The 20,449-nt window shown below is 66.7% G+C and carries 18 protein-coding genes; 14 read left to right on the forward strand and 4 right to left on the reverse strand.

Annotated features, from left to right (window positions below; all coding sequences use genetic code 11):
- Window positions 1-79: 79 nt before the first annotated feature.
- From ASD25_RS23835 to ASD25_RS23845, 3 genes are all read right to left on the reverse strand, one after another.
- Window positions 80-880: a LytTR family DNA-binding domain-containing protein gene (locus ASD25_RS23835; protein ID WP_200943704.1), complete on the reverse strand. Its 801-nt coding sequence runs from the start codon at window positions 878-880 to the stop codon at window positions 80-82.
- Complete coding sequence (locus tag ASD25_RS23840) at window positions 877-2,010, reverse strand: sensor histidine kinase (protein ID WP_082572596.1); 1,134 nt, start codon at window positions 2,008-2,010, stop codon at window positions 877-879. The genes ASD25_RS23835 and ASD25_RS23840 overlap by 4 nt, the downstream gene beginning before the upstream one ends.
- A 103-nt stretch (window positions 2,011-2,113) precedes the next feature.
- Entirely contained in the window at window positions 2,114-2,779 is a 666-nt protein-coding gene (locus ASD25_RS23845) for a response regulator transcription factor (protein WP_162252097.1), read from the reverse strand.
- Between the two features lie 420 nt (window positions 2,780-3,199).
- On the opposite strand from ASD25_RS23845, the gene ASD25_RS23850 reads away from it, so the two are divergent.
- The 12 genes from ASD25_RS23850 to ASD25_RS23905 all read left to right on the forward strand — a co-directional run bounded on the left by ASD25_RS23850 (window position 3,200) and on the right by ASD25_RS23905 (window position 17,412).
- The gene (locus ASD25_RS23850) at window positions 3,200-4,291 is read left to right on the forward strand and encodes a sensor histidine kinase (protein WP_162252098.1); all 1,092 of its coding nucleotides are present in this window, start codon (window positions 3,200-3,202) and stop codon (window positions 4,289-4,291) included.
- Between the two features lie 110 nt (window positions 4,292-4,401).
- On the forward strand, window positions 4,402-5,817 hold the full coding sequence (uxaC, locus tag ASD25_RS23855; RefSeq protein WP_200943705.1) for a glucuronate isomerase: 1,416 nt from the start codon (window positions 4,402-4,404) through the stop codon (window positions 5,815-5,817).
- The gene (locus ASD25_RS23860; RefSeq protein ID WP_056621121.1) at window positions 5,814-7,295 is read left to right on the forward strand and encodes a mannitol dehydrogenase family protein; all 1,482 of its coding nucleotides are present in this window, start codon (window positions 5,814-5,816) and stop codon (window positions 7,293-7,295) included. Before uxaC ends, ASD25_RS23860 begins: the two co-directional genes overlap by 4 nt.
- Complete coding sequence (locus tag ASD25_RS23865; RefSeq protein ID WP_056621122.1) at window positions 7,292-8,791, forward strand: UxaA family hydrolase; 1,500 nt, start codon at window positions 7,292-7,294, stop codon at window positions 8,789-8,791. Before ASD25_RS23860 ends, ASD25_RS23865 begins: the two co-directional genes overlap by 4 nt.
- Window positions 8,792-8,909: 118 nt before the next feature.
- Complete coding sequence (locus ASD25_RS23870; protein WP_056621123.1) at window positions 8,910-10,211, forward strand: MFS transporter; 1,302 nt, start codon at window positions 8,910-8,912, stop codon at window positions 10,209-10,211.
- A gap of 140 nt (window positions 10,212-10,351) precedes the next feature.
- The gene (locus ASD25_RS23875) at window positions 10,352-11,788 is read left to right on the forward strand and encodes an aldehyde dehydrogenase family protein (RefSeq protein WP_056621125.1); all 1,437 of its coding nucleotides are present in this window, start codon (window positions 10,352-10,354) and stop codon (window positions 11,786-11,788) included.
- Window positions 11,789-11,893: 105 nt separating this feature from the next.
- Window positions 11,894-12,283, forward strand: a complete 390-nt coding sequence (locus tag ASD25_RS23880) for a hypothetical protein (RefSeq protein ID WP_056621126.1) — start codon at window positions 11,894-11,896, stop codon at window positions 12,281-12,283.
- Window positions 12,284-12,319: 36 nt separating this feature from the next.
- Complete coding sequence (locus ASD25_RS23885) at window positions 12,320-13,129, forward strand: hypothetical protein (protein WP_056621130.1); 810 nt, start codon at window positions 12,320-12,322, stop codon at window positions 13,127-13,129.
- Between the two features lie 140 nt (window positions 13,130-13,269).
- Window positions 13,270-13,758, forward strand: a complete 489-nt coding sequence (locus ASD25_RS23890) for a hypothetical protein (RefSeq protein WP_056621131.1) — start codon at window positions 13,270-13,272, stop codon at window positions 13,756-13,758.
- A gap of 163 nt (window positions 13,759-13,921) precedes the next feature.
- Entirely contained in the window at window positions 13,922-14,971 is a 1,050-nt protein-coding gene (locus ASD25_RS23895; RefSeq protein ID WP_162252099.1) for an HlyD family secretion protein, read from the forward strand.
- Between the two features lies 1 nt (window position 14,972).
- Entirely contained in the window at window positions 14,973-16,046 is a 1,074-nt protein-coding gene (locus tag ASD25_RS23900; RefSeq protein ID WP_056621136.1) for a DUF2955 domain-containing protein, read from the forward strand.
- Window positions 16,047-16,143: 97 nt separating this feature from the next.
- Complete coding sequence (locus ASD25_RS23905; RefSeq protein ID WP_200943706.1) at window positions 16,144-17,412, forward strand: patatin-like phospholipase family protein; 1,269 nt, start codon at window positions 16,144-16,146, stop codon at window positions 17,410-17,412.
- A 62-nt stretch (window positions 17,413-17,474) separates the two neighbouring features.
- On the opposite strand, the gene ASD25_RS23910 is transcribed toward ASD25_RS23905, so the two are convergent.
- On the reverse strand, window positions 17,475-18,311 hold the full coding sequence (locus ASD25_RS23910) for a hypothetical protein (protein ID WP_056621140.1): 837 nt from the start codon (window positions 18,309-18,311) through the stop codon (window positions 17,475-17,477).
- A gap of 404 nt (window positions 18,312-18,715) precedes the next feature.
- Here ASD25_RS23910 and ASD25_RS23915 point away from each other — a divergent pair, with 404 nt between their 5' ends.
- The gene (locus ASD25_RS23915; RefSeq protein WP_200943707.1) at window positions 18,716-19,759 is read left to right on the forward strand and encodes an AI-2E family transporter; all 1,044 of its coding nucleotides are present in this window, start codon (window positions 18,716-18,718) and stop codon (window positions 19,757-19,759) included.
- Window positions 19,756-20,199, forward strand: a complete 444-nt coding sequence (locus tag ASD25_RS23920; protein WP_056621142.1) for a potassium channel family protein — start codon at window positions 19,756-19,758, stop codon at window positions 20,197-20,199. The genes ASD25_RS23915 and ASD25_RS23920 overlap by 4 nt, the downstream gene beginning before the upstream one ends.
- The last annotated feature ends 250 nt before the right edge of the window (window positions 20,200-20,449 follow it).

The following is a 20,449-nucleotide window of genomic DNA, read 5'->3' on the forward strand; positions in this document are numbered from 1 at the left end:
CGGCGGGGGCCGCGCCGCGGGTCAGCCCTGTCTGGACAGTTGCCTGAATCGCAGTCCCGCGAGAACGAACGCCGCCGTGTCAGCGGTGGCCGCGAGCGTTCAGCGCGTTGAGTACGCTCCGCGAATAGTTGGGGCCGACCGTCACCGCCTGGCCGTCGGAGAGGACGACGGCGATCTGGCCCTTGCCGAGGCGCTGGATGCTGGTCACCGCCGCGGGATTGACGAAGGCCGAGCGATGCACCCGCAGTGCTTGCGCGGGATCCAGCCGCTCCTGCATCCGCCCCATGGTTTCCCGGAGGATGAGGCTGCGCGCCGCGGTATGCAGAATGACGTAATCGCGTGCGGCCTCGATCCACACGATCGATGCGGTGGCGACCCGCACCACGCCGTGCAGGCTCGGGACCCACAACTCGCTTTCATACGGCGACGCCGCGTCGGTTCCGGTGCGCGTCTCCGAGCGCAAGGCGTCGACGACGCTCTCCAGCTCCTCAATCCGGGCGCCGGCGTCGCGCGCCGCCCGGCGGCGACGGGCGCGCTCTACAGCGACCCGCAGCCGGTCGAACCGGATTGGCTTCAGCAGATAGTCAGCCGCCTCGATTTCGAAGGCGCTCGGGGCGAACTGCTCATAGGCCGTGACGAAAACGACCTCGGGCGCGTCATCGCCGGTCAAGGTCCGGGCGACCTCCAGGCCGTCACGCAGCGGCATCTTCACATCGAGAATGACGACATCCGGCCGAAGCGAGCCGATCTGGGTCAGCGCCTCGTCGCCGTTCTGGGCGAAACCGACAACCGTGGTGTCGGGGATGTCCCGGAAGCCCACCTCAAGACGCGCCAGCGCCAGGGGTTCATCGTCCACCAGAAGCACGCGCAACGCAGTCATTGGATTTCTGCTCCAGCATAGTCGTCGCCCAGCGGCAGCCGGGCAGTGGCGGTGAACGCGCCGGCGTCGGACACGCCTTCAATCTCGGCCCGTTCGCCATATACGGCGGCCAGTCTGCTGCGCACGGTCGTGAGATCCAGCGGCGGAGGCTCTGACGACCCGGTTCCATCCGCGGCCTCGGCCCGGATAATCACCATCAGCCTGCCGTCCTCGTCCCGTGAGGCGTGAAGACGGACGATCACCCGTCGCCTCGGCGGGCTGACCGCATGCGCGATCGCCTGTTCCGCCAACGGCTGGAGGAGGAAGGTGGGCACCATGGCTTCATGAAGGGTTTCATCGCTGACGACCTCCGCCTCGAGCTGGCCATCGTATCGCAGGCTCTCGATGTCCAGATAGGCGCTCACGGCCGAGAGCTCCGACGCGAGGGACACCAGTTCGGACTCCCCCGGACCAAGCGACGCGCGGAGGAAGTCGGACAGACGCGACAGCATGCGCTCTGCGTCCGCATTGCGGCCGATCAGGATGAGACTGGAGATCGCATTCAGCGTGTTGAACATGAAATGCGGGCTGAGTTGCAGACGAAGCGTCGCCAGCTTCGCCTGATTGGCGGCCGCCCGCGCCTCGACGCTCGCCACCTCCTGCCAGCGGACCTTCATATTGAACTGGCTCAGCGCGCCCAGAGCCGTCACGCCCGCATGCACCCACAGCAGGGTGATGAAGTTCATCAGCACGTACCAATGCAAGGGAGCGGGCGTCATGCGTCCCTTGTCGTCAATGAACATCGCGCCCTTGACGTCCGGCTGGAACACCGACTTCAGGGTGTCGTGGACAACCGCATCGATAGCGGAATGGATCATGGCGACGACGGCCACCGCCGCCACGATCAGGACGAGACGAACCGGGCGTTTCATTCCGTGATCGGTAGCCCCCACGAGCCACAGAAGCGGAGGGGTGAGCACGAAGCCGGACAGGGCGACAAGCCCTTGGGCCAACCAGGCCCAGGCAGGGATCGGATTGGGCGAGGCGAACGACGGCGCCATGATCACCGGCACGCTGACAGACCAGATCACAAGCGCGATGACCAGGGCCTGACGGATTTCCGGCTCACGCAAAGCCTTCAATTGGGGCATGCCGGTTGTATCTCAGCCACGAAAAGGCCCTTTTTAGACGTCGCTGGCCCGTATGCGATCCCCTTTGTCGCGCTGACGGCCGTGTTCGTCGATAAGCGGGGGATCAGGCCGGCACAACCGGGGTGTCGAAAATGTAGCCTTGCGCGTGGACGGTGCGAATCGGATCCTGTCCGGACTCTGCCCGGAGACGACGGCGCAGGCGTGAGACCCTGACCGCCACATTGCGCGAGTTCAACCACTGTTCGCCCTTGCAGGCGGCCCGGATGTCGTCCGGCGACAGGACGCGGCCGGTATTACTCAGAAACAGGTGGAGCAGTTCAAGCTCGGACCGGGACAACGGCACCCGGCCTCCGTCGAGGCGGCGCAAATCGAGTTTCAACAGATCGAGGCGAAAATCGAGGAAGCGCAGGACGTGCGATCCATCGGCGGGACGGGGAGCGCGACGGGCGAGTGCGCGCATGCGCGCGGCCAGCTCGCGGTCGCCGCAACTGGGAGAAACACAGTCGTCGGCGCCCAGCTCCAGCGCCAGAACACGATCGACCTCGTCATCGGTGCCTGTGACCACGAGGACAGAGCCCACCCGAAGGGACGCCAGTCTCCGACAGGCGCCGAAGTCGATCTGGCCGCCATCAAGCACGATCAGATCGGCAGGTCGGTGGGACAGCATGACTTCCGCCGATGCAGCGTCGACGACGCGAACCGCCGCGAACCCGGCCCGCCGCGCAACATCTTCCACACCCGCCATCTCGGATGGCGCCCCGACAAACATGGCCAGCGACTGGCCGTGTTCGACGACAGCCGCGCTGTCACGGCCCGGCGACCGGACGGCCGGTGGAGGCGGGGCCAAGTCTAGGCAGTCCAACATGTCCTGGCATCCTGGCGACGGGGCGGTCCCGATCGGGACCTGACGAAATGAATCCGCGCCGCCCTGGGACGCCGCAGGCGAAAGGTCCGATTCCTGGAGGGTCTTCCGATGACGGGTGTGAGTAGAACCGCCCCTGCGGTCGATCACTGTCGGCGAGATGGGAACCGACGTTGTTGCGACGGAATTCCCGTCCGCGCTGCGAACGCCGCCCGGCTTGCGACCAAACCGGACCGTCGCGGCGTTTGGCTGGTTGAGTTCGCCAGTTTCATGGGGAAAGCTCGACCTCCCCCCCGGATGACGCCGTCCGCCCACCGAGTTCGCTCAATGTCCACCCTGCGCGCAGGCCTCCCTGCGGGACTCCCGACGTTACTCCTGGCCCCCCGGTGGAGCTCGATCATCCTGGCTTCGGCGTTGTGGGGTCTCGTGCTGGTCAGCCATCTGCTGCTGACCCTTTCCGTGAACCCCAGCCCCCTCCTCATGCTGTTTCCTTTCATCTGGACGGCGCACGGCCTCCTTCTGACCTGGCCGATGCACGAGGTCATGCGTCGCACCGAGGGTATGCAGGGCGCCGGACGATGGCTGCTGGCGGGGCTCGCCGTCACCGCCCTCGCAGGGCTCCAGACGCTACTCGATGTGCACATCTCCTCCTGGGTGGCGCGAAATTTTGTGCCGCCGGGCGAGTGGGCCGGCCTCGTTTTTCGAACCCCGCAAGGCGAGTCCGACGCAGGCCCGCGCATCAGTCTGATGATCTATTTCTGGGTGTTCGGCTGCTACGCCATGGCCGACAGCCTGCTGCTGTCCCAGCGCAGGCTGATCCAGGCCCAGGGCGCCGCGCAGCGCGCTGAACTGAATGCCCTGCGGCTGCAGTTGCATCCGCACTTCCTTTTCAACGCTCTGAATTCCGTCTCGGCGCTGATCGTCACCGGGAGGCTTGAGGAGGCGGACGCCACTGCGATGAACCTCGCCGCCTTCCTGCGCGCAGCGCTGCTGGCCGACCACGCCGCCGCTGTCACCCTCGCCGACGAATCCGAAGCGCTGCAGGCCTATCTGGACGTCGAGCGCGTTCGCTTCGGGGATCGCCTTGTCGTTGAGATAGACATTCAGGAGGGTCTTTATGACGTGCCAATGCCCGCCTTCCTCGTGCAGCCGCTGATAGAGAATGCGATCAAACACGCCGTCGCGCCGGTGGCCCGACCGGTCAATGTCACGCTTACGGCGCGCCGATCGGGCGACCATATGAAGCTGTCCGTAAGCGATGACGGCCAGGGCCGCCTGTCCGCCGCAACCGGTACCGGCACCGGCTTGCGCAATATTCGCGAACGTCTGATGGCGACCTACGGCGCCGAAGCCTCGCTGACGACCAGCAGAGGGTCCGAGGGCTTCACCGCGACGATCAGTCTTCCGATACGGCATTAGTTCGGCGCCACGCGCCGCAGAATGGTTGCGAGTCACGGTAACCGGTGTCTTTCTGCATCCGCCGATGCGGAACAGGGATGTTCACCGGCTTCAGTGACCGGGAACCAGACGTGACGCAGCCTCTCCATCTTCACCCCGATCGCCTGTTTCCGGCGGACGCCGAGACGCGCTCAGTTGCTCGACGGCTGCATGCCGAAATCCGCGACCTTCCGATCATCAGCCCTCACGGCCACACCGATCCGTCGTGGTTTGCTGACAACGCCCCGTTCGCCAATCCCGCCGAACTTCTGATCACGCCCGACCACTACGTCTTCCGCATGCTCTTCAGTCAGGGCGTGCCGATGGAGGATCTGGGCGTGCCCCGCGCGGACAGCGGGCCGGTGGAGGCCGACCCTCGCGCGATCTGGCGCCGGTTCGCAGAGAACTATCACCTGTTCCACGGCACCCCGTCCCGCATCTGGCACGACTGGGTCTACGCCGAGGCCTTTGGCATCGACGTTCGTCTGAGCGCCGAAACAGCGGACCACTATTACGACGTCATCGACGCCGCCCTGAAGACCGAGGCCTTTCGCCCGCGCGCCCTGTTCGAGCGTCACAACATCGAGGTCCTGACCACCACCGAAAGCCCGATCGATACGCTGGAGCACCATCAGGCGATCCGGGCGTCGGGCTGGAAGGGACGGGTTCTGACCGCCTATCGCCCGGACCCGGTGCTCGATCCCGACTACGAAGGATTCCACGCCAATCTGGCGACCCTGGCCGAACAGACCGGTCGCGACACACTCAGCTGGGCCGGCTATCTGGACGCGCATCGGGATCGGCGGGCCTTCTTCGCCGGCATGGGCGCCACTTCGACCGATCACGGCCACCCGACGGCCTTCACCGCCGACCTGTCCCGCACGGACGCCGAGGCCCTGTTCGCCCGCGTCGCCAGGGGGCCCGTCAGCGCCGCCGACGCCGAACTGTTCCGCGGCCAGATGCTGACCGAGATGGCGGCCATGAGCGTCGAGGACGGGCTGGTGATGCAGCTGCATCCCGGCAGCTTCCGCAACCACAACGCCGCGGTCTTCCGGCAGTACGGCCGCGACAAGGGCGCGGACATCCCGACCCGCACCGACTATGTCCGCGCGCTGAAGCCCCTGCTGGACCGGTTCGGCTCGGACCCGCGTCTGTCGCTGATCGTCTTCACCCTCGACGAGACGACCTACAGCCGCGAACTGGCCCCGCTGGCGGGCCACTATCCCGCGCTGAAGCTCGGGCCAAGCTGGTGGTTCCACGACAGCCCGGAAGGCATGCGGCGGTTCCGCGAACAGGTCACCGAGACGGCCGGCTTCCGCAACACCGTCGGCTTCAACGACGACACCCGCGCCTTCCTGTCCATTCCCGCCCGGCACGATGTAGCGCGGCGCATGGACTGCGGCTTCCTGGCCAGGCTGGTGGTCGAACACCGGCTGGAGGAGGACGAGGCGCATGACCTCGCCCGCGCCCTGACCTATGATCTGGTCAAGGCGGCCTACAAGCTATGACCCTGAGGCTCAGCTCCGGAACCCTGTCCGCCCTGCCCCCGCAGGTCGCGCGGCCGACGTACGACCGCAGCCGGGTCCGGATCGGCGTGGTGCATCTCGGGATCGGCGCCTTTCACCGGGCGCATCAGGCCGTGGTCTTCGATGACGCGCTGAACGCCGGGGACCTGCGCTGGGGCGTACTGGGCGCCTCGCTGCGGTCGCCCGATGTCCGCAACCAGCTGGCGCCGCAGGACGGGCTCTACACCCTGGTGATCGAGGACGGCGCCACGCAGTCGATGCGGATCATCGGCGCCGTGCAGGGCGTCATGGTCGCGTCCGAAGACCCGGGCGGCCTCGTCGAGGCCATGGCCTCGCCCGACGTCCACATCGTCACCCTGACCGTGACCGAGAAGGGCTATTATCTGGATCCGGCGTCGGGGACGCTCAAGCTGGAGGATCCGTCCGTTGCAGCCGACGTGGCCGACCTGTCGGCGCCGGTCACCGCACCCGGCTTCGTGACCGCCGCGCTTCGCCTGCGCCGCCGCCGGGGCCTGCCGCCCTTCACCGTGATCTCGTGCGACAACCTTCCGCACAACGGCGCGCGCATCCGCTCGGCGGTGCTCGAGATGGCGGGCCGGGTCGACCCGGAGCTGCGCGACTGGATCGCGGCCGAAGGGGCCTTTCCCCAGACCATGATCGACCGCATCGTGCCGGCCACGACGCCCGAAGACATCGCGGCGCTGGCCTCGGAACTGGGGGTCTCCGACCAAGGCATGGTCAAGACCGAGCCCTTCACCCAGTGGATCATAGAGGACCGTTTCGCCGGCGAGCGGCCCGACTTCGCCCGGTTCGGCGTCCAGCTGACGGAGGCCGTCGGTCCTTGGGAAGACGCGAAGTTGCGGCTGCTCAACGGGGCCCATTCGGCCCTCGCTTACCTCGGCGCCCTCGCGGGGCTGGAGTATGTGCATGAAGCCGTCGCCGTCCCCTCCCTGAAGGCCTTTGTCGAGCGGCTCTGGGGCGAGGCGGAAACTACGCTCACCCCCCCGCCCGGTCTCGACATCGCGGCTTATCGCGCCGAGCTGATGGCGCGGTTCTCGAATACGGCTCTGCGCCATCGGACGCGGCAGATTGCGATGGATGGATCCCAGAAGCTGCCGCAACGGCTCCTGGCCACCGCCCAGGCGCGTCTCGGGGCCGGCCAGCCCATTCTCGCCATCGCTCTCGGCATCGCCGCATGGATGCGGTGGCAGGAGGGACGGACCGAGGCCGGCGCGGTCGTCGCCGTCGAGGACCCACTGGCGGCCGAAACCGCACGCCGACTGTCCGCTGCGACTGACGACGCGGGCAAGGTCGCCGCCCTGCTCGATCTGGAGGCGGTGTTCCCGCGCGCCCTGTCCGGCGACCCGACGTTCCGTCGGGCTGTCACCGAGGCCTTCCTCGACCTGCGCCGCCTCGGCGCCGTCGGCGCGGCGTCCGCCCCTGTGGAGATCGCGGCATGACACGCGCCCTGACGCTGAACCCCGCCGACGATGTGGCGATCGTACTGGAGACCCTCGAACCGGGCGCCGTCGTCGAGAGCCTCGGCCTACGGGCCGTCGAAGCCATTCCCACCGGCCACAAGATCGCCCGCCACGCCATCGCCGCGGGTAGCGTGGTGCGCAAATACGGTCAGGTGATCGGCGAGGCGGTCAACGACATCGCCGCCGGCGCCCACGTCCACACCCATAATCTGGCTATGAGCGCGGCCCGGGCCGGCGCCTCGATCGGGGTCGATATTCAGGCCCCCAAAACGCTCTCCGGCGCGACCTTTCAAGGCTACGTCCGCGCGGACGGGTCGGTCGGCACGCGCAACTACATCGGCGTCCTGACCAGCGTGAACTGCTCGGCGACGGTCGCCCGCCGGATCGCCGACGCGTTCCCCGATGCGTCCCTGCCCGACGGCGTCGACGGGGTGGTGGCCTTCACCCATCAGGGCGGCTGCGGAGGCTCGTCCCTGAGCGTGGACACCGCCGTCCTGCAGCGGACCATGGCCGGCTACGCCCGGCATCCGAATTTCGCCGCCGTCCTCGTCGTCGGCCTGGGCTGCGAGGCGAACCAGATTCCCGACTGGCTGGCGAAGGGGGGTCTCCAGCCCGACGCCGACCTGCGCACCCTCACCATCCAGGAGGCCGGCGGAACCAGCCGCGCGATCGAGGCCGGGATCGCTGTCGTCCGCGAGATGATCGCCGACGCAGCGGCCTCGCGGCGCCAGACGGTGTCCGCCGGCCATCTGACTGTCGGCCTGCAATGCGGCGGTTCGGACGGCTGGTCGGGCGTAACGGCCAACCCCGCCCTCGGCGCCGCCGTGGACCTGCTGGTCGCCCATGGCGGCAAGGCCATGCTGTCCGAGACGCCGGAAATCTGGGGAGCCGAGCACCTGCTGCTGCGACGGGCGACGTCGCCCCAGGTCGCGGACCGATTGCTCGCAAGGCTGGACTGGTGGCGCGCCTATGCTGACCGGCACGGCATGGAGCTGAACAACAATCCCTCGCCCGGGAATCTTGCAGGCGGGCTGACGACCATCCTCGAGAAGTCGCTCGGCGCCGTCGCCAAGTCGGGCGCCACGCCGCTCAACGACGTCATCGGCTATGCCCAGCCTGTGACCGCACCGGGTCTCAGCTTCATGGACAGTCCCGGCTACGACCCCTGTTCGGCGACAGGCCAGATCGCCTCGGGCGCCAATCTGCTGGCCTTCACCACCGGGCGAGGCTCGGTCTTCGGGGCCAAGCCGGCGCCGTCGATCAAGCTGGCGTCCAACGCCCGCGTCGCCAGCTGGATGGACGAGGACATAGACATCGACGCCTCGCCGGTTCTGGACGGGGTCTCCCTGACAGCCATGGGCGAGATCATCTTCGCCCGCATGCTGGCGGTCGCCTCGGGCGAACAGTCGAAGTCGGAAGCGCTCGGAATCGGCGACAACGAGTTCGTCCCCTGGCAGGTCGGCGGATACCTGTAGGTTCCGCACGAACAGGCATTGACACCGGTTACCATGCGTCCGCATTCTGCGGTCTGACGTCGCCGACAACCGCCCGGGAACAGGGCGGACCGGCCGGAAACGAACGGGACGAGGGATCATGAGCAACGTTGCAGGGGCAACCGCGAACCAACCTGCGCCCGCGGGCAAGTACCGCTGGGTGGTTGTCTGGCTGCTGTTCGCCGCCATGGTGATCAACTACGTCGACCGTCAGGCGATCGGGGTGCTGAAGCCCACCCTGATGACCGAGTTCAGCTGGACCGAGGGCGACTTCGCCAACATCATCTTCTGGTTCCAGGCGGCCTATGCGGTGTCCTACCTGCTCTGGGGCCGGATCGTGGACCGGATCGGGGCCCGCTGGGGCTTCGGCATCGCCTTCATCATCTGGCAGATCGCCTTCATCGCCCACGCAGGCGTCCGCAGCCTGAACCAGATGATCTTCGCCCGACTGGCCCTCGGCATCGGCGAGGGCGGCGGCTTCCCGGCCGGCATCAAGGCCGTGACCGAGTGGTTCCCGAAGAAGGAACGCGCCTTCGCCGTCGGCCTGTTCAACGCCGGCACCAATATCGGGGCGATCGTCACCCCGTTGATCATCCCGCTGATCGCCTCGGTGTGGCTGGGCACGGCCGAGGATCCGAACTGGCGGATGGCCCTGATCATCGTCGGCGCCGCGGGCCTGATCTGGGTGCCGGTCTGGTTCATGGTCTACAAGCGCCCCGGCGAGCACAAGAAGGTCACGCCTGAAGAACTGGACTACATCGCCCAGGACGCGCCCGATCCCGCCCACAAGATCGGCTGGTTGAAGCTGCTGACGGTCAAGGAAACCTGGGCCTATGCGCTGGGCAAATTCCTGATCGACCCGATCTGGTGGTTCTTCCTCTTCTGGCTGCCCGGTTTCCTCGGGACCCAGTACGACCTCAACCTGCTGACGTTCGGCCCGCCGCTGATCGCGATCTATCTGCTCAGCGACGTGGGCTCGATCGGCGGGGGCTGGCTGTCCAGCCAGTTCCTCAAGCGGGGCATGAGCCTGAATGCGGCGCGCAAGCTCACCATGCTGATCTGCGCCCTCGCCGTCGTCCCGGTGGCCTTCGCCGGCATGGCGTCCAACGTCTGGACCGCCGTCCTGATCATCGGCATCGCCACCGCCGCCCACCAGGGCTTCTCGGCCAATCTCTACGCCATGCCGGGGGATGTCTTCCCGCGCTCGGCGGTGGGTTCGGTCGTCGGCATCGGCGGCATGATCGGCGGCTTCGGCGGCATGGCCATGGCCAAATACGCCGGCTACGTCCTCGACAAGATCGGCAGCTACACGCCCATCTTCGTGGTCGCGGCCTCGGCCTATCTGATCGCCCTGTTCGTCATCCACCTGCTGTCGCCGCGCTACGAGCCGGCCAAGGTCTGATCCGGTCCTGAGGTCGTCCGCCACCGCGCGTGACGACCTCAGTCCGGCGGCCTTCCGTCACGTAACCCTATGAATAACCACGTGCCTGATGCGCGTGCTGCGTTGTAGGCTGGTCGCAATCCCATCCCGGAGCGACCCTCATGCCGACCCTGAAGCCCTCGTATCCGCTGTACCTGGCCAATGAGGCGCTGACCCCCAATCAGGATCTTGCGGTCACCGACAAATACTCGGGCGAGGTGGCGACGCGGGTGGCCATGGCCGACGCCGCGACCATCGACAGGGCCATCGGCGCGGCGGTCGAGGCGACCCGTCCCATGGCCGAGATGGCGGCCTACGAGCGTCAGGCGGTCCTGGCCCACTGCGTCACCCGCTTTCAGGAACGGTCCGACGAACTGGCCTATGCCCTGTGCATTGAGGCGGGCAAGCCGATCAAGGATTCCCGCGGCGAGGTCAGCCGGCTGATCGACACCTTCCGCATCGCCGCCGAGGAGTCGGTGCGCATGACCGGAGAGGTCCAGCCGCTGGATATCTCCGCCCGCGCCAGGGGGTATCAGGGCATGTGGAAGCGGGTCCCGATCGGCCCCTGCTCCTTCATCTCCCCGTTCAACTTCCCGCTCAACCTCGCGGCCCACAAGATCGCTCCGGCGCTGGCCGTGGGCTGCCCGTTCGTGATGAAGCCCGCCTCGCGCACGCCGCTGGGCGCGCTGATCATCGGCGAGGTGCTGGCCGAGACGGACTTGCCCAGGGGGGCCTTCTCCATCCTGCCGGCCACGCGCGACGGGGCGGATCTGTTCACCACCGACGACCGGCTGAAGCTGTTGTCTTTCACGGGCTCGCCGGAAGTGGGCTGGGCGCTCAAGGCGAAGTCCGGGAAGAAGAAGGTGGTGCTGGAGCTCGGCGGCAACGCCGCGGTGATCGTCGACCGGGATACGGATCTGGACGACGCGACCGACCGGATCATCTTCGGGGCCTTCTACCAGTCCGGCCAGTCCTGCATCGGGGTGCAGCGCATCCTGATCCACGACGAGATCTATGACGCCCTGCGCGACCGGCTGGTCGCAAAGACCCGCGCCCTGATCTCCGGCGATCCGCAGGACGAGAACGTCTTCATCGGCCCCATGATCGACGAGGGCGAGGCCCGTCGGCTGGAGGACTGGATCGCCGAGGCGACCGCCGCGGGTGCGACCCTGCTGTGCGGCGGGCGGCGCGACGGCGCGATGCTGGAGGCGACCCTGCTGGAGGGCGTCGGCCGCGGCCTGAAGATCCGCGAAGAGGAGGCGTTCGGCCCCGTCGCCATCCTGTCGCGCTTCTCCGACTTCGAGGCAGCGCTGGAAGAGGTCAACGACAGCCGCTTCGGCCTGCAGGCGGGCATCTTCACCCGCGACATCCACAAGGCCATGCGGGCGTGGGAGGTGCTGGAGGTCGGCGGCGTCCTGATCGGCGACGTGCCCAGCTATCGCGTCGACAACATGCCCTATGGCGGCGTGAAGGACTCCGGTCTGGGCCGCGAGGGAGTCCGGTTCGCCATGGAAGACATGACCGAAATCCGCAATCTGGTGATCAGAAAGCGGCCCTGACGACGCCGCCTTCGCCCCGGCGCCGGATCGCGCCCTACCGGGGAAAGGCCTGATTGCCCGCCCTGCCCGCCCGCCTATCGTCGGCGGCAGGAACGAGGGGCGATCATGCGCATCCATCAAACTCTGTGCGGGGCGGCAGCTGCGTCCCTGCTGGCCTTTCCGGTCCTGGCGCAGGATAGCCAAGCCGCGGAGGCCCAGGGCGGGCAGTACGCCGAGGCCCTGACCCGGATCGTCACCGACGCCCGGACCGGGACCTGCTCCGAACTCATGTCCGCGGGCGTTCAGCTGGCGTGTCAGCGCCGGATCCAGCAGATCGCACTCACTCTTGAGCGTTTCGGCGACATCCAGAAAATCACCCTGCTGAAGGCGGAAGACCGGGGCGGCGTGCTCTACGAAACCTATGAGCTCGGGTTCGTTGACGGGTTCACGATGACCTGGATCATCGGCGGACTGCGCGACGGCCAGTTCAGCACGGCCTTCAGCGAAGACGGCTGAAACCGCCGGACGGGTCTCCGGAGGAGCGAGGTCGCCATGGACGGACTTACGGCCTTCATCAACGACGCCCCCCTGCTCCTCATCGCGGCGCTGCTGTTTCTGGCGCAATGCCTCATGCGGGAAGTCGGCGGCTGGTTGCGACGCCGCGTGTCCGCCGGAGCCGGCGACTCGAACGAGGAGACCTCTGACAAGGGGTTCCTTCTTTCCGGTGTTCTGGGCCTGCTGGCGCTTCTGATCGCCTTCACCTTCGGCCTTTCCGTCGACCGGTTTGAAGGGCGCCGCCATCTGGTGACAGAGGAAGCCAACGCCATCGGCACCGCCGAGATGCGGGTGCAATTGCTTAGCGGTCCGGACGGGGGGCGACTGGCCGACCTGCTGCGGGGCTACGCCCGGACACGCGCGGCCTACGGCCTCGCCGGGGCGGCGGACAGGCCCGCGCTGGCCCGTTCCTCGGCCGTTCAGCGCAGCGCGCTGCAGGCCGCGGCGCTTTCGTCCCTGACCCCGATCGCGCCCACGCCGCTGGCGGCCTTCGTAGGCGCCTCCATCAATTCCGTGCTCGACATCGGCGTCGAGCGGGAAGCGATGAACGATGCACGTGTACCCCTGACGATCCTGAGGGGCCTTGTCCTCTACACCCTGCTGACCGCGGCCGTACTCGGCTACGGGCTGACCGGAGCCCGGGCCCGTCACCGCGCGACCACGGTGATCCTGTTCACCCTGCTGACGCTCGCCATTCTGCTGATCCTCGACCTCGACCGACCGCAGGGCGGGACCATTCGCATCGACCAGACGCCGATGACCCAACTCGTCGCGGGTTTTCCACCGGATGGACGCGCAGGTCCCTAGCGCCTCAGGCCCGGTTCCTCGGCACACGGCGCGCCGCTTCTAGGGGTCAAACCTGATGTCTGGCGCCGTGAACACCCGGATAGATGGCGTCTCTGCTCGCGCGGCTTCGCGTCCGGGCGTCAGTGAACCAGAGGGGCAGCATGACAGCGACGAACGACAGCTTGATGCCAGCCACGGTGGAGGCGCCCTCCGACCGCCAGCGGACGTTCGCCCGCTATTTCACGGGGATGCTGATCGACCTGCTCGTCCTGGGCCTGTTCGACGAGTACTGGGACAAGGTTCACGTCGCCTCCTTCACCGTCATGGTGCTGGCCTCGGTGCTCCTTCAGATACTGCTGAAGGTGACCATCGCGATCGAGCATGTCGTCGCCAAATTCTTCAAGGCGCGCCCGGGCGGCTTCATGAAGTTCATGCGCTTCTTCGGCGCCTGGCTGGTCCTGTTCGGTTCGAAATTCGTAATCCTGGAGGCGCTTTCCCTCGCCTTCGGCGATCAGGTGCATTTCTCGGGAGTTTTCCACGGGATCATCACTCTCATCGTCGTCGTCGTCGTGATGCTGCTGGTGGAGGAGATCATCGTGCGCTTCTACCGCCGGCTCGGCGCGAAATCCGATGGCTCTGCGGCGGCGTGACAATGGCCGTCAGCGCGCGGCCCCTCCGGGTCCATGTGTGAGCGAGGCCTGAGCCATGGATGATGCGGTCAAGGCTCCTGCGCCCAAACCGGAACCGCCGGCGCCCCCGCCCGCGCAGGAGCCGCCCGCGCCCGAAAAGCCGCCGCGTCCGCCGGTGAGCCCCATGCGCAAGGTGACGGTGATCGTGCTTCTCACGGCGATCGTCATCTTCGTCTACGGCCTCTTCGCCGATCGATCGACGCCTTACACCGACCAGAGCGCCGTCCAGTCCAGCGTCATCATGATCGCCCCCGACGTGAGCGGCCGCGTCACCCATATCGGCGTGCGGGACAATCAGCTGGTCCGGGCCGGGGACGTCCTGTTCACGATCGACAACGAGCGATACGAGATCGCGGTCCAGGCGGCGCAGGCGCAGCTTTCCAACGCTGGCCAGTCCGTTGGAGCATCCACGGCGAATGTCGTCGCGGCCGAAGCCCGTCTCGCGGCGTCCGAGGCGACCCTGGTCAATGCGCGAGCACAAAGCGAGCGTGTCTTCGAACTCGTCAGACGGGGCGTCAGCAGCGCCAGCCGCGGCGACGACTCCAGAGCCAGCGTGCGCAACGCCATCGCCGACGTCGCGCGCAGCAGGGCGGAGCTCGAGCAGGCCCGCCAGAGCCTCGGCCCCACAGGCGCCGACAACCCCCAGATCCGTCAGGCCCAGGCCGCGCTGAGCTCCGCCCGCCGGGATATGGCTGACACGGTCGTGCGGGCGCCCTCGAACGGCAGGGTCACCAATCTTCAGCTGGCTCCTGGCCGGTTTGCCGCCGGCGGCCAGGCGGTCATGACGTTCGTGGAAAACGACGCCGTCTGGATCGAGGCCGAGTTCAGGGAAAACTCGCTCGAACACATCAAGGTCGGCGACCCCGTAAGCCTCGTGCTGGATGTGCGGCCGGGCCGTGTCTATCCCGGCAAGGTCGACAGCGTCGGGTGGGGCATCGACAACCGTGACACGGACCCGCAGACCGGCCTCCCCACCGTCACCAACGACAGCGGATGGGTGCGTGATCCCCAGCGGTTCGTGGTGCGCATCCGGCTCGATCCCGCGAAGCGCCCCGCGGACGTCCGCGTCGGATCGCAGGCGAGCGTCATCGTCTACACCGGACAGAACGGGCTGACAGACTTCATCGGCCGCCTGTGGATCTGGCTGGTGTCGTGGCTCGCCTACCTGAACTGACATGACGGCCGCCCAGCCAGGCGATATCGGAGCGGCGAGGACGGGTTTCACCACGACCGACCGCTTCATACTGCGGATGGCGGTCGGGGCGACCCTGGCCTTCGCCCTCTCCCTCATATTCGACCTGCCGCTCAGCTTCTTCGCGCCGTTGCTGGTTGTGAAGACGCTTCCCTCGATGCCGACGTTCCCCAGCCTCCTTCAGGGCGTTCTCATGCCGGTCGTGATGTGGATCGGAACGACCGCCGCCATGCTCATGGTTTCGCTGTTCGCTGACGCTCCGCTGGTGGAGCTGCTCATCATCACCCTCGTGCTCTTCTTCACCTACTACGCAAAGCGACGTGGAGCGCCGGGCGTCATTGTGCTGCTTCTGCAGATCGCCTTCTGCATCGTTCCTCTCTACGGAACGGTCTCGCTCGACATGGCGCACGGCATCGTCGACGTCCTTCAGGAGAGCACCGTCGTCCTGGCGGTGACGCTGTTTCTCAGCCACCTGCTTGTGCCGGCCCTGCCGCTTCCAGTGCAGGTCGCACCCGTCCCGCCGCCGGGTCTGCCGCCGGGCGCCGCCGCGCGTATCGCCCTCGCCGACATGCTGGTGCTGCTTCCGCTTCTGCTGAACCTCCTGCTGTATTCCGCCTTCCACAACTTCGTCATGCTGATGATGACGATCAATATTCTTAGCGATCTCGAACCCTCGCGCAGCCGGATTACCGGCCGGAATATGCTCTTCGGCAACTTCCTCGGCGGGTTGCTGGCCGTCGGAGCCCAGCAGCTCGTCTACCTCGCGGACTCGCTTGTCTTCTTCCTGCTGACGGTCTTTCTGGCGATCCTGTGGTTCGCCCGCGGACTGGCGCGCGGCGGCCTGTCCAACGACTTCTTCCGCATAGGGGCCGGAACCTTCATCCTGATTCTCGGGCTCGCCATCACCCCCGAACACGGAGGGTCGGAGATGTCCTATCTCCAGCGCATTCTCCATATCCTCGTCGCTACGGTTTATGCGTCCGCCGCCCTCCTGATCGTGTCGCCGCTTCGCCGGATCGACCCGGGGCCGGCGAACCCCGCGCCCGTTCAGGGCTGAGTCCCGAGTTCGCCCCACCCCCGTCCTGAGGGTTTTTCCTGATGGCGGCGCCCGTCCGTCACGGCGAGAGTGCGGGGCTCCAAGCGGGAGGATTACCTTGCGACATCTCACAATGGGCAAATCCCCGCCATCACGGGCCGGCGCAGCTCTCGCCGCGACGGCGGCGCTCCAGTTGGTCCTGTCCGCCTGCGCCACGCCGCAACGTCTGGAGGCGGTGCCCAGCGTCGATACCGCGCGGGCGATGACCTCAATCCCCGATGCCCGGTTCTTCCCTGACAGGGACCCGGAAACCTTCGTGCGGATCATGGCCGCCGCCGTCGAGAAGGAGCGTGCTGCACGCGCAAGCTTGCCGCCCGGCACGCCCTTCCCGCCCGTATCCTATCTGGCGGTGTCCGGCGGCGGCGGCGACGGGGCCTTCGGCGCCGGACTGCTTGTCGGATGGACCGAGGCCGGAACGCGCCCGACCTTCAAATACGTCACCGGCATCAGCACCGGCGCCCTGATCGCGCCGTTCGCCTTCCTCGGATCTGACTACGACCCCATCCTGCGGGAAACCTATACCCAGGTGACGGATGACAACATTTTCAAGAAGCGCGACATCACGGCGCTGATGTTCAGCGACGCCATGGCCGACACCGCGCCGATGGCGGAAATGGTCAGCCGGTATGTCACCCGCGACCTGCTCGACCGGATCGCCGCCGAATACGCCAAGGGGCGCATCCTGTTCATCGGCACGACCAATCTCGATGCGCGCGAGGCCGTCTACTGGAACATGGGCGCCATCGCGACCAGCCGGGATCCGGCCGCGCTTGAGCTGTTCCGGCAGATCACACTGGCCTCGGCCGCCATCCCCGGCGCCTTTCCGCCGATCATGATCGACGTCACGGTCGACGGTCAGCGATATCAGGAGATGCACGTCGACGGCGGCGCCAGCCGCCAGGTCTTCCTGTACCCCCCCACGGTTCACGTCGGAGACCTGTCGAGGGATGCGGGACTGATCCGGGACCGGCATCTCTACATCATCCGCAACTCGCGTCTGGACCCAGACTGGGCCAGCGTTGATCGCCGGCTCATGAGCATCGTCAACCGGTCGGTTTCTGCCCTCATCCAGGCGCAGGGCGTCGGCGACCTGAACCGCATGTTCCTGACATCCCGCCGCGACGGCATCGACTACAACCTCGCCTACATCCCGCGTGACTTCACCGTGGTGAAAAACAGCGAGTTCGACAGCCGGTACATGACCGCCCTGTTCGAACGCGGGCGGGCCATGGCGGCGAGCGGCTATGCCTGGGACAAATACCCTCCGGGCTATGCGCCGGAGGATGCCGTACGCGCGCCCCAGGCGGCGGTCAGACAGCCATCATAACGGGCAAGGTCGGACCCGGCGGCGACCGGGCCCGACTTCCGGCGCATGACAGTCTCGGAGCCCTAGAAGCTGATGCGGGCGAAAATCGACGGACCGTTGAAATTGTAATCGATGTCGGCGTTGTATTCGGTCTTCTCGACCTGCAGATCGTAGGCGACATATCGCCAGGCCAGTCCGGCGGAGAAATTCCGGCTGAACCGATAGGCTGCCGACGCCTGCACATTGGTGATGCCGCCGCCGTATTCGTCGACTTCCAGCGACAGGAAATCCACGCGACCGTTGAGGATCACCTTCGGCGAAATCTCATAGGTTCCGTAGACTCCGATGGTCGGCATGGGAGCAAGGAAGGTCCGGTTGCGGGTGACGACCTGGCGGACGGCAGGTCCGATCTGGGCCTCGCCGGTCAGTTCGATATCGAAGTCGGTGGCATGCAAACCGATCGACGCGCCCAGCTCGCTATAGTCGTTGCGAATAAACGAGTATCCGACCGTCGCCCGGTACACGTCCGAGGCAATCCTGGAATCGACACTGACCCCGATTGGATAGGTGGAGCCGTCGAACTCAATGGTCCGCCCCAATGTGACATTGGCTTCCCGATCGAGGGCGTAGAACTCACCCGTGAGAATCCACCGCGGGCTCATCCTCCATCCGGCGTAAACCGCCGGCAGGGTGTCCGTGTCTTCCATGCCAAGGTCGTTCTCGGCATCGATGTCCGTGCCCGGTTGGCCAGGGCGGGACACGTTGATCTTGGTTTCGATACCGGGGAAATACCCGGAGCCTTCCAGCCAGAACCGCTCGTCCAGCGCCTGGGCGCTGGCGGGCGTTGCGGCAAGGGAGGCGACGCCCACGACCGCCAGAGCGGCCAACAGCACGCCCTGATTCCCCACATGATTCGACATCGAGCTCTCCTGTGATGCTGGAGACAGTATTCGGGCCCTGCACCGCGCCTGCCATCGGGTCGAACCCCTAGCGGAGGCTTCCCGGAACGCGACGCTGACGATCGGCGACGGCGACCCGGACAACACCCGTCAGCAGGCGTTTCATCCCCGGTTCGCCAAGGTTTGCGTAAGGCCATTTCGACCGTTGCCTACGGGCTAGGCCTGATGCCGTCCCGACATCGGCCTCATAGGGTTGGCGCTCGCCCTTGCGGAGGGCGCGGTTTCGTCCGGGCGCTTATCCCGTCAGGCGGGACGTCCATCCGCCCCGCTGGCGCAACCCGCCTCTGGATCGGGAGACCCGCATGACCATAGCGTCTTCACAAACAGACCCGTCCGCGCGAACGCGCCTTGGCGTGCTTCAGCTCATGCAGCTGGGCCTGTTGGCGCTGCTCGTCTTTGCTTGCGCGCGCGTCATCGCGCCCTTCGTCGGCATTCTTGCGTGGGCGGCCGTTCTGGCCGTGCTGCTGTATCCGCTGCACCTCTGGCTGGCCCGCAGGATCGGCAAGACATGGTCGGCATGGCTTATCGGCATCGCGGGCGTGGTTCTGGCGGTCGCGCCCATGGTCATGCTCACAGCGTCTTTGTCCGCCGCCATCTCTTCGCTCATCACGGACCTGCAGAACCACACCCTCACCCTCCCGCCGCCGCCCCCGGGCCTTGCGGAGCTGCCGTTTGTCGGCGAGCGGATGTCGGCTTCCTGGGCCACAGCGGCGGAAAACGTTCCGGCGACGCTCGCCCAGCATCGATCGACCGTGCGTTCGTTCACCGCCTCTCTGGTGGCCTTCGCCGGCAAGATGGCGACGGCGGAACTGGCCTTCATCCTGTCGTTCGTAATCGGGACCATCCTGGTCGCCTATGGCGAAAGCGTCACCCGTTTCACCCGACGTCTCGCGCAGATCCTCACCCGCAGCGCCGACCAGGGAAGCCGTCTCGTCGGCCTAACGGTTTCAACGATCAGGGGCGTCGCGCTCGGCATTGTCGGCGTGGCGGCCATCCAGGCGGCGCTGCTCGGCGTCGGCTTCTTCCTGATTGGCCTGCCGGGCGCGATCCTTGTGACGCTTGTCGTTTTCCTGCTGGGGATCGTGCAGGTGCCGGCCGTCATCGTGAGCCTGCCCATCATCGTCTATGTGTTCATGAAGGAGCCGCTCACGCCGGCCCTGATCTTCGGGGTCTGGACCTTCGTCGCCGGACTCAGCGACAACTTCCTCAAGCCATTGCTGCTGGGGCGCGGATCGGAGGTGCCGATGCCGGTGATCCTGATCGGCGTCATCGGCGGCATGGTGGTGGACGGCCTGCTCGGCCTGTTTATCGGGCCGGTTCTGCTGGCCGTCGCCTATATGCTGTTCATGGAGTGGCTCCGGGGACAGCAGGTCCCGTCGTCGATCGACACGGAGAGCGCCCCGTCATGATCATCAGCATCGTCATGGGGCTTCTGGCGATGTCTGCATGTCTGGCCCTGCAGGCGTCGACGCTGACCTATGCCGTGCGGTACTTTGCCTGGGTGGGGACCCGCGACAAGGGCCGGAGCCCGTCGCACGTGGCGTTCATCCAGCTGTCGACCCTGATGGGCTGTCTGATGGTGGGCACCATGATCCAGATCCTGATCTGGGCTGTGCTGTATCGTGTGACCGGCCTGCTCGACGACTTCGAAACCGCCGCCTATTTCTCGGGCGTCACCTTCACGACATTGGGATACGGTGATGTCCTGCTCACAGGCCGGCTGCGATTTCTCGCTCCCTTCCAGGCCGCCAGCGGGGTCATGATGTTCGGACTCTCCACGGCCGCCCTGCTCGCCGCTGTGCAGCGAGAAATCGGAAAAAGGGGCGACGAGTTTCACCCTCTCAAATAGCGCCGTTGAGGTCCCGGGGTCCTGGTCCCTGAGGCCAAGGTGGCCCCGCGCTGTCGGGGGGGCGCAAGCGCGGGGCCGTTGTCGGCGGGTAGGTGGCCCGCTGAGCTCGACAAGTCCCAAGGCCTCTTGCTGAGCAGCCCCAATCTAGAAGAACGGGACCCGTCCGCACATCAGGCTCATGCCCTAGGCGCCCCCCGAACAGCCCCGATCGAGTCTCAACAAACCCGGAGGATTCCTTAAGCCGTTCAGC

The sequence above is a fragment of the Brevundimonas sp. Root1423 genome (assembly GCF_001426805.1).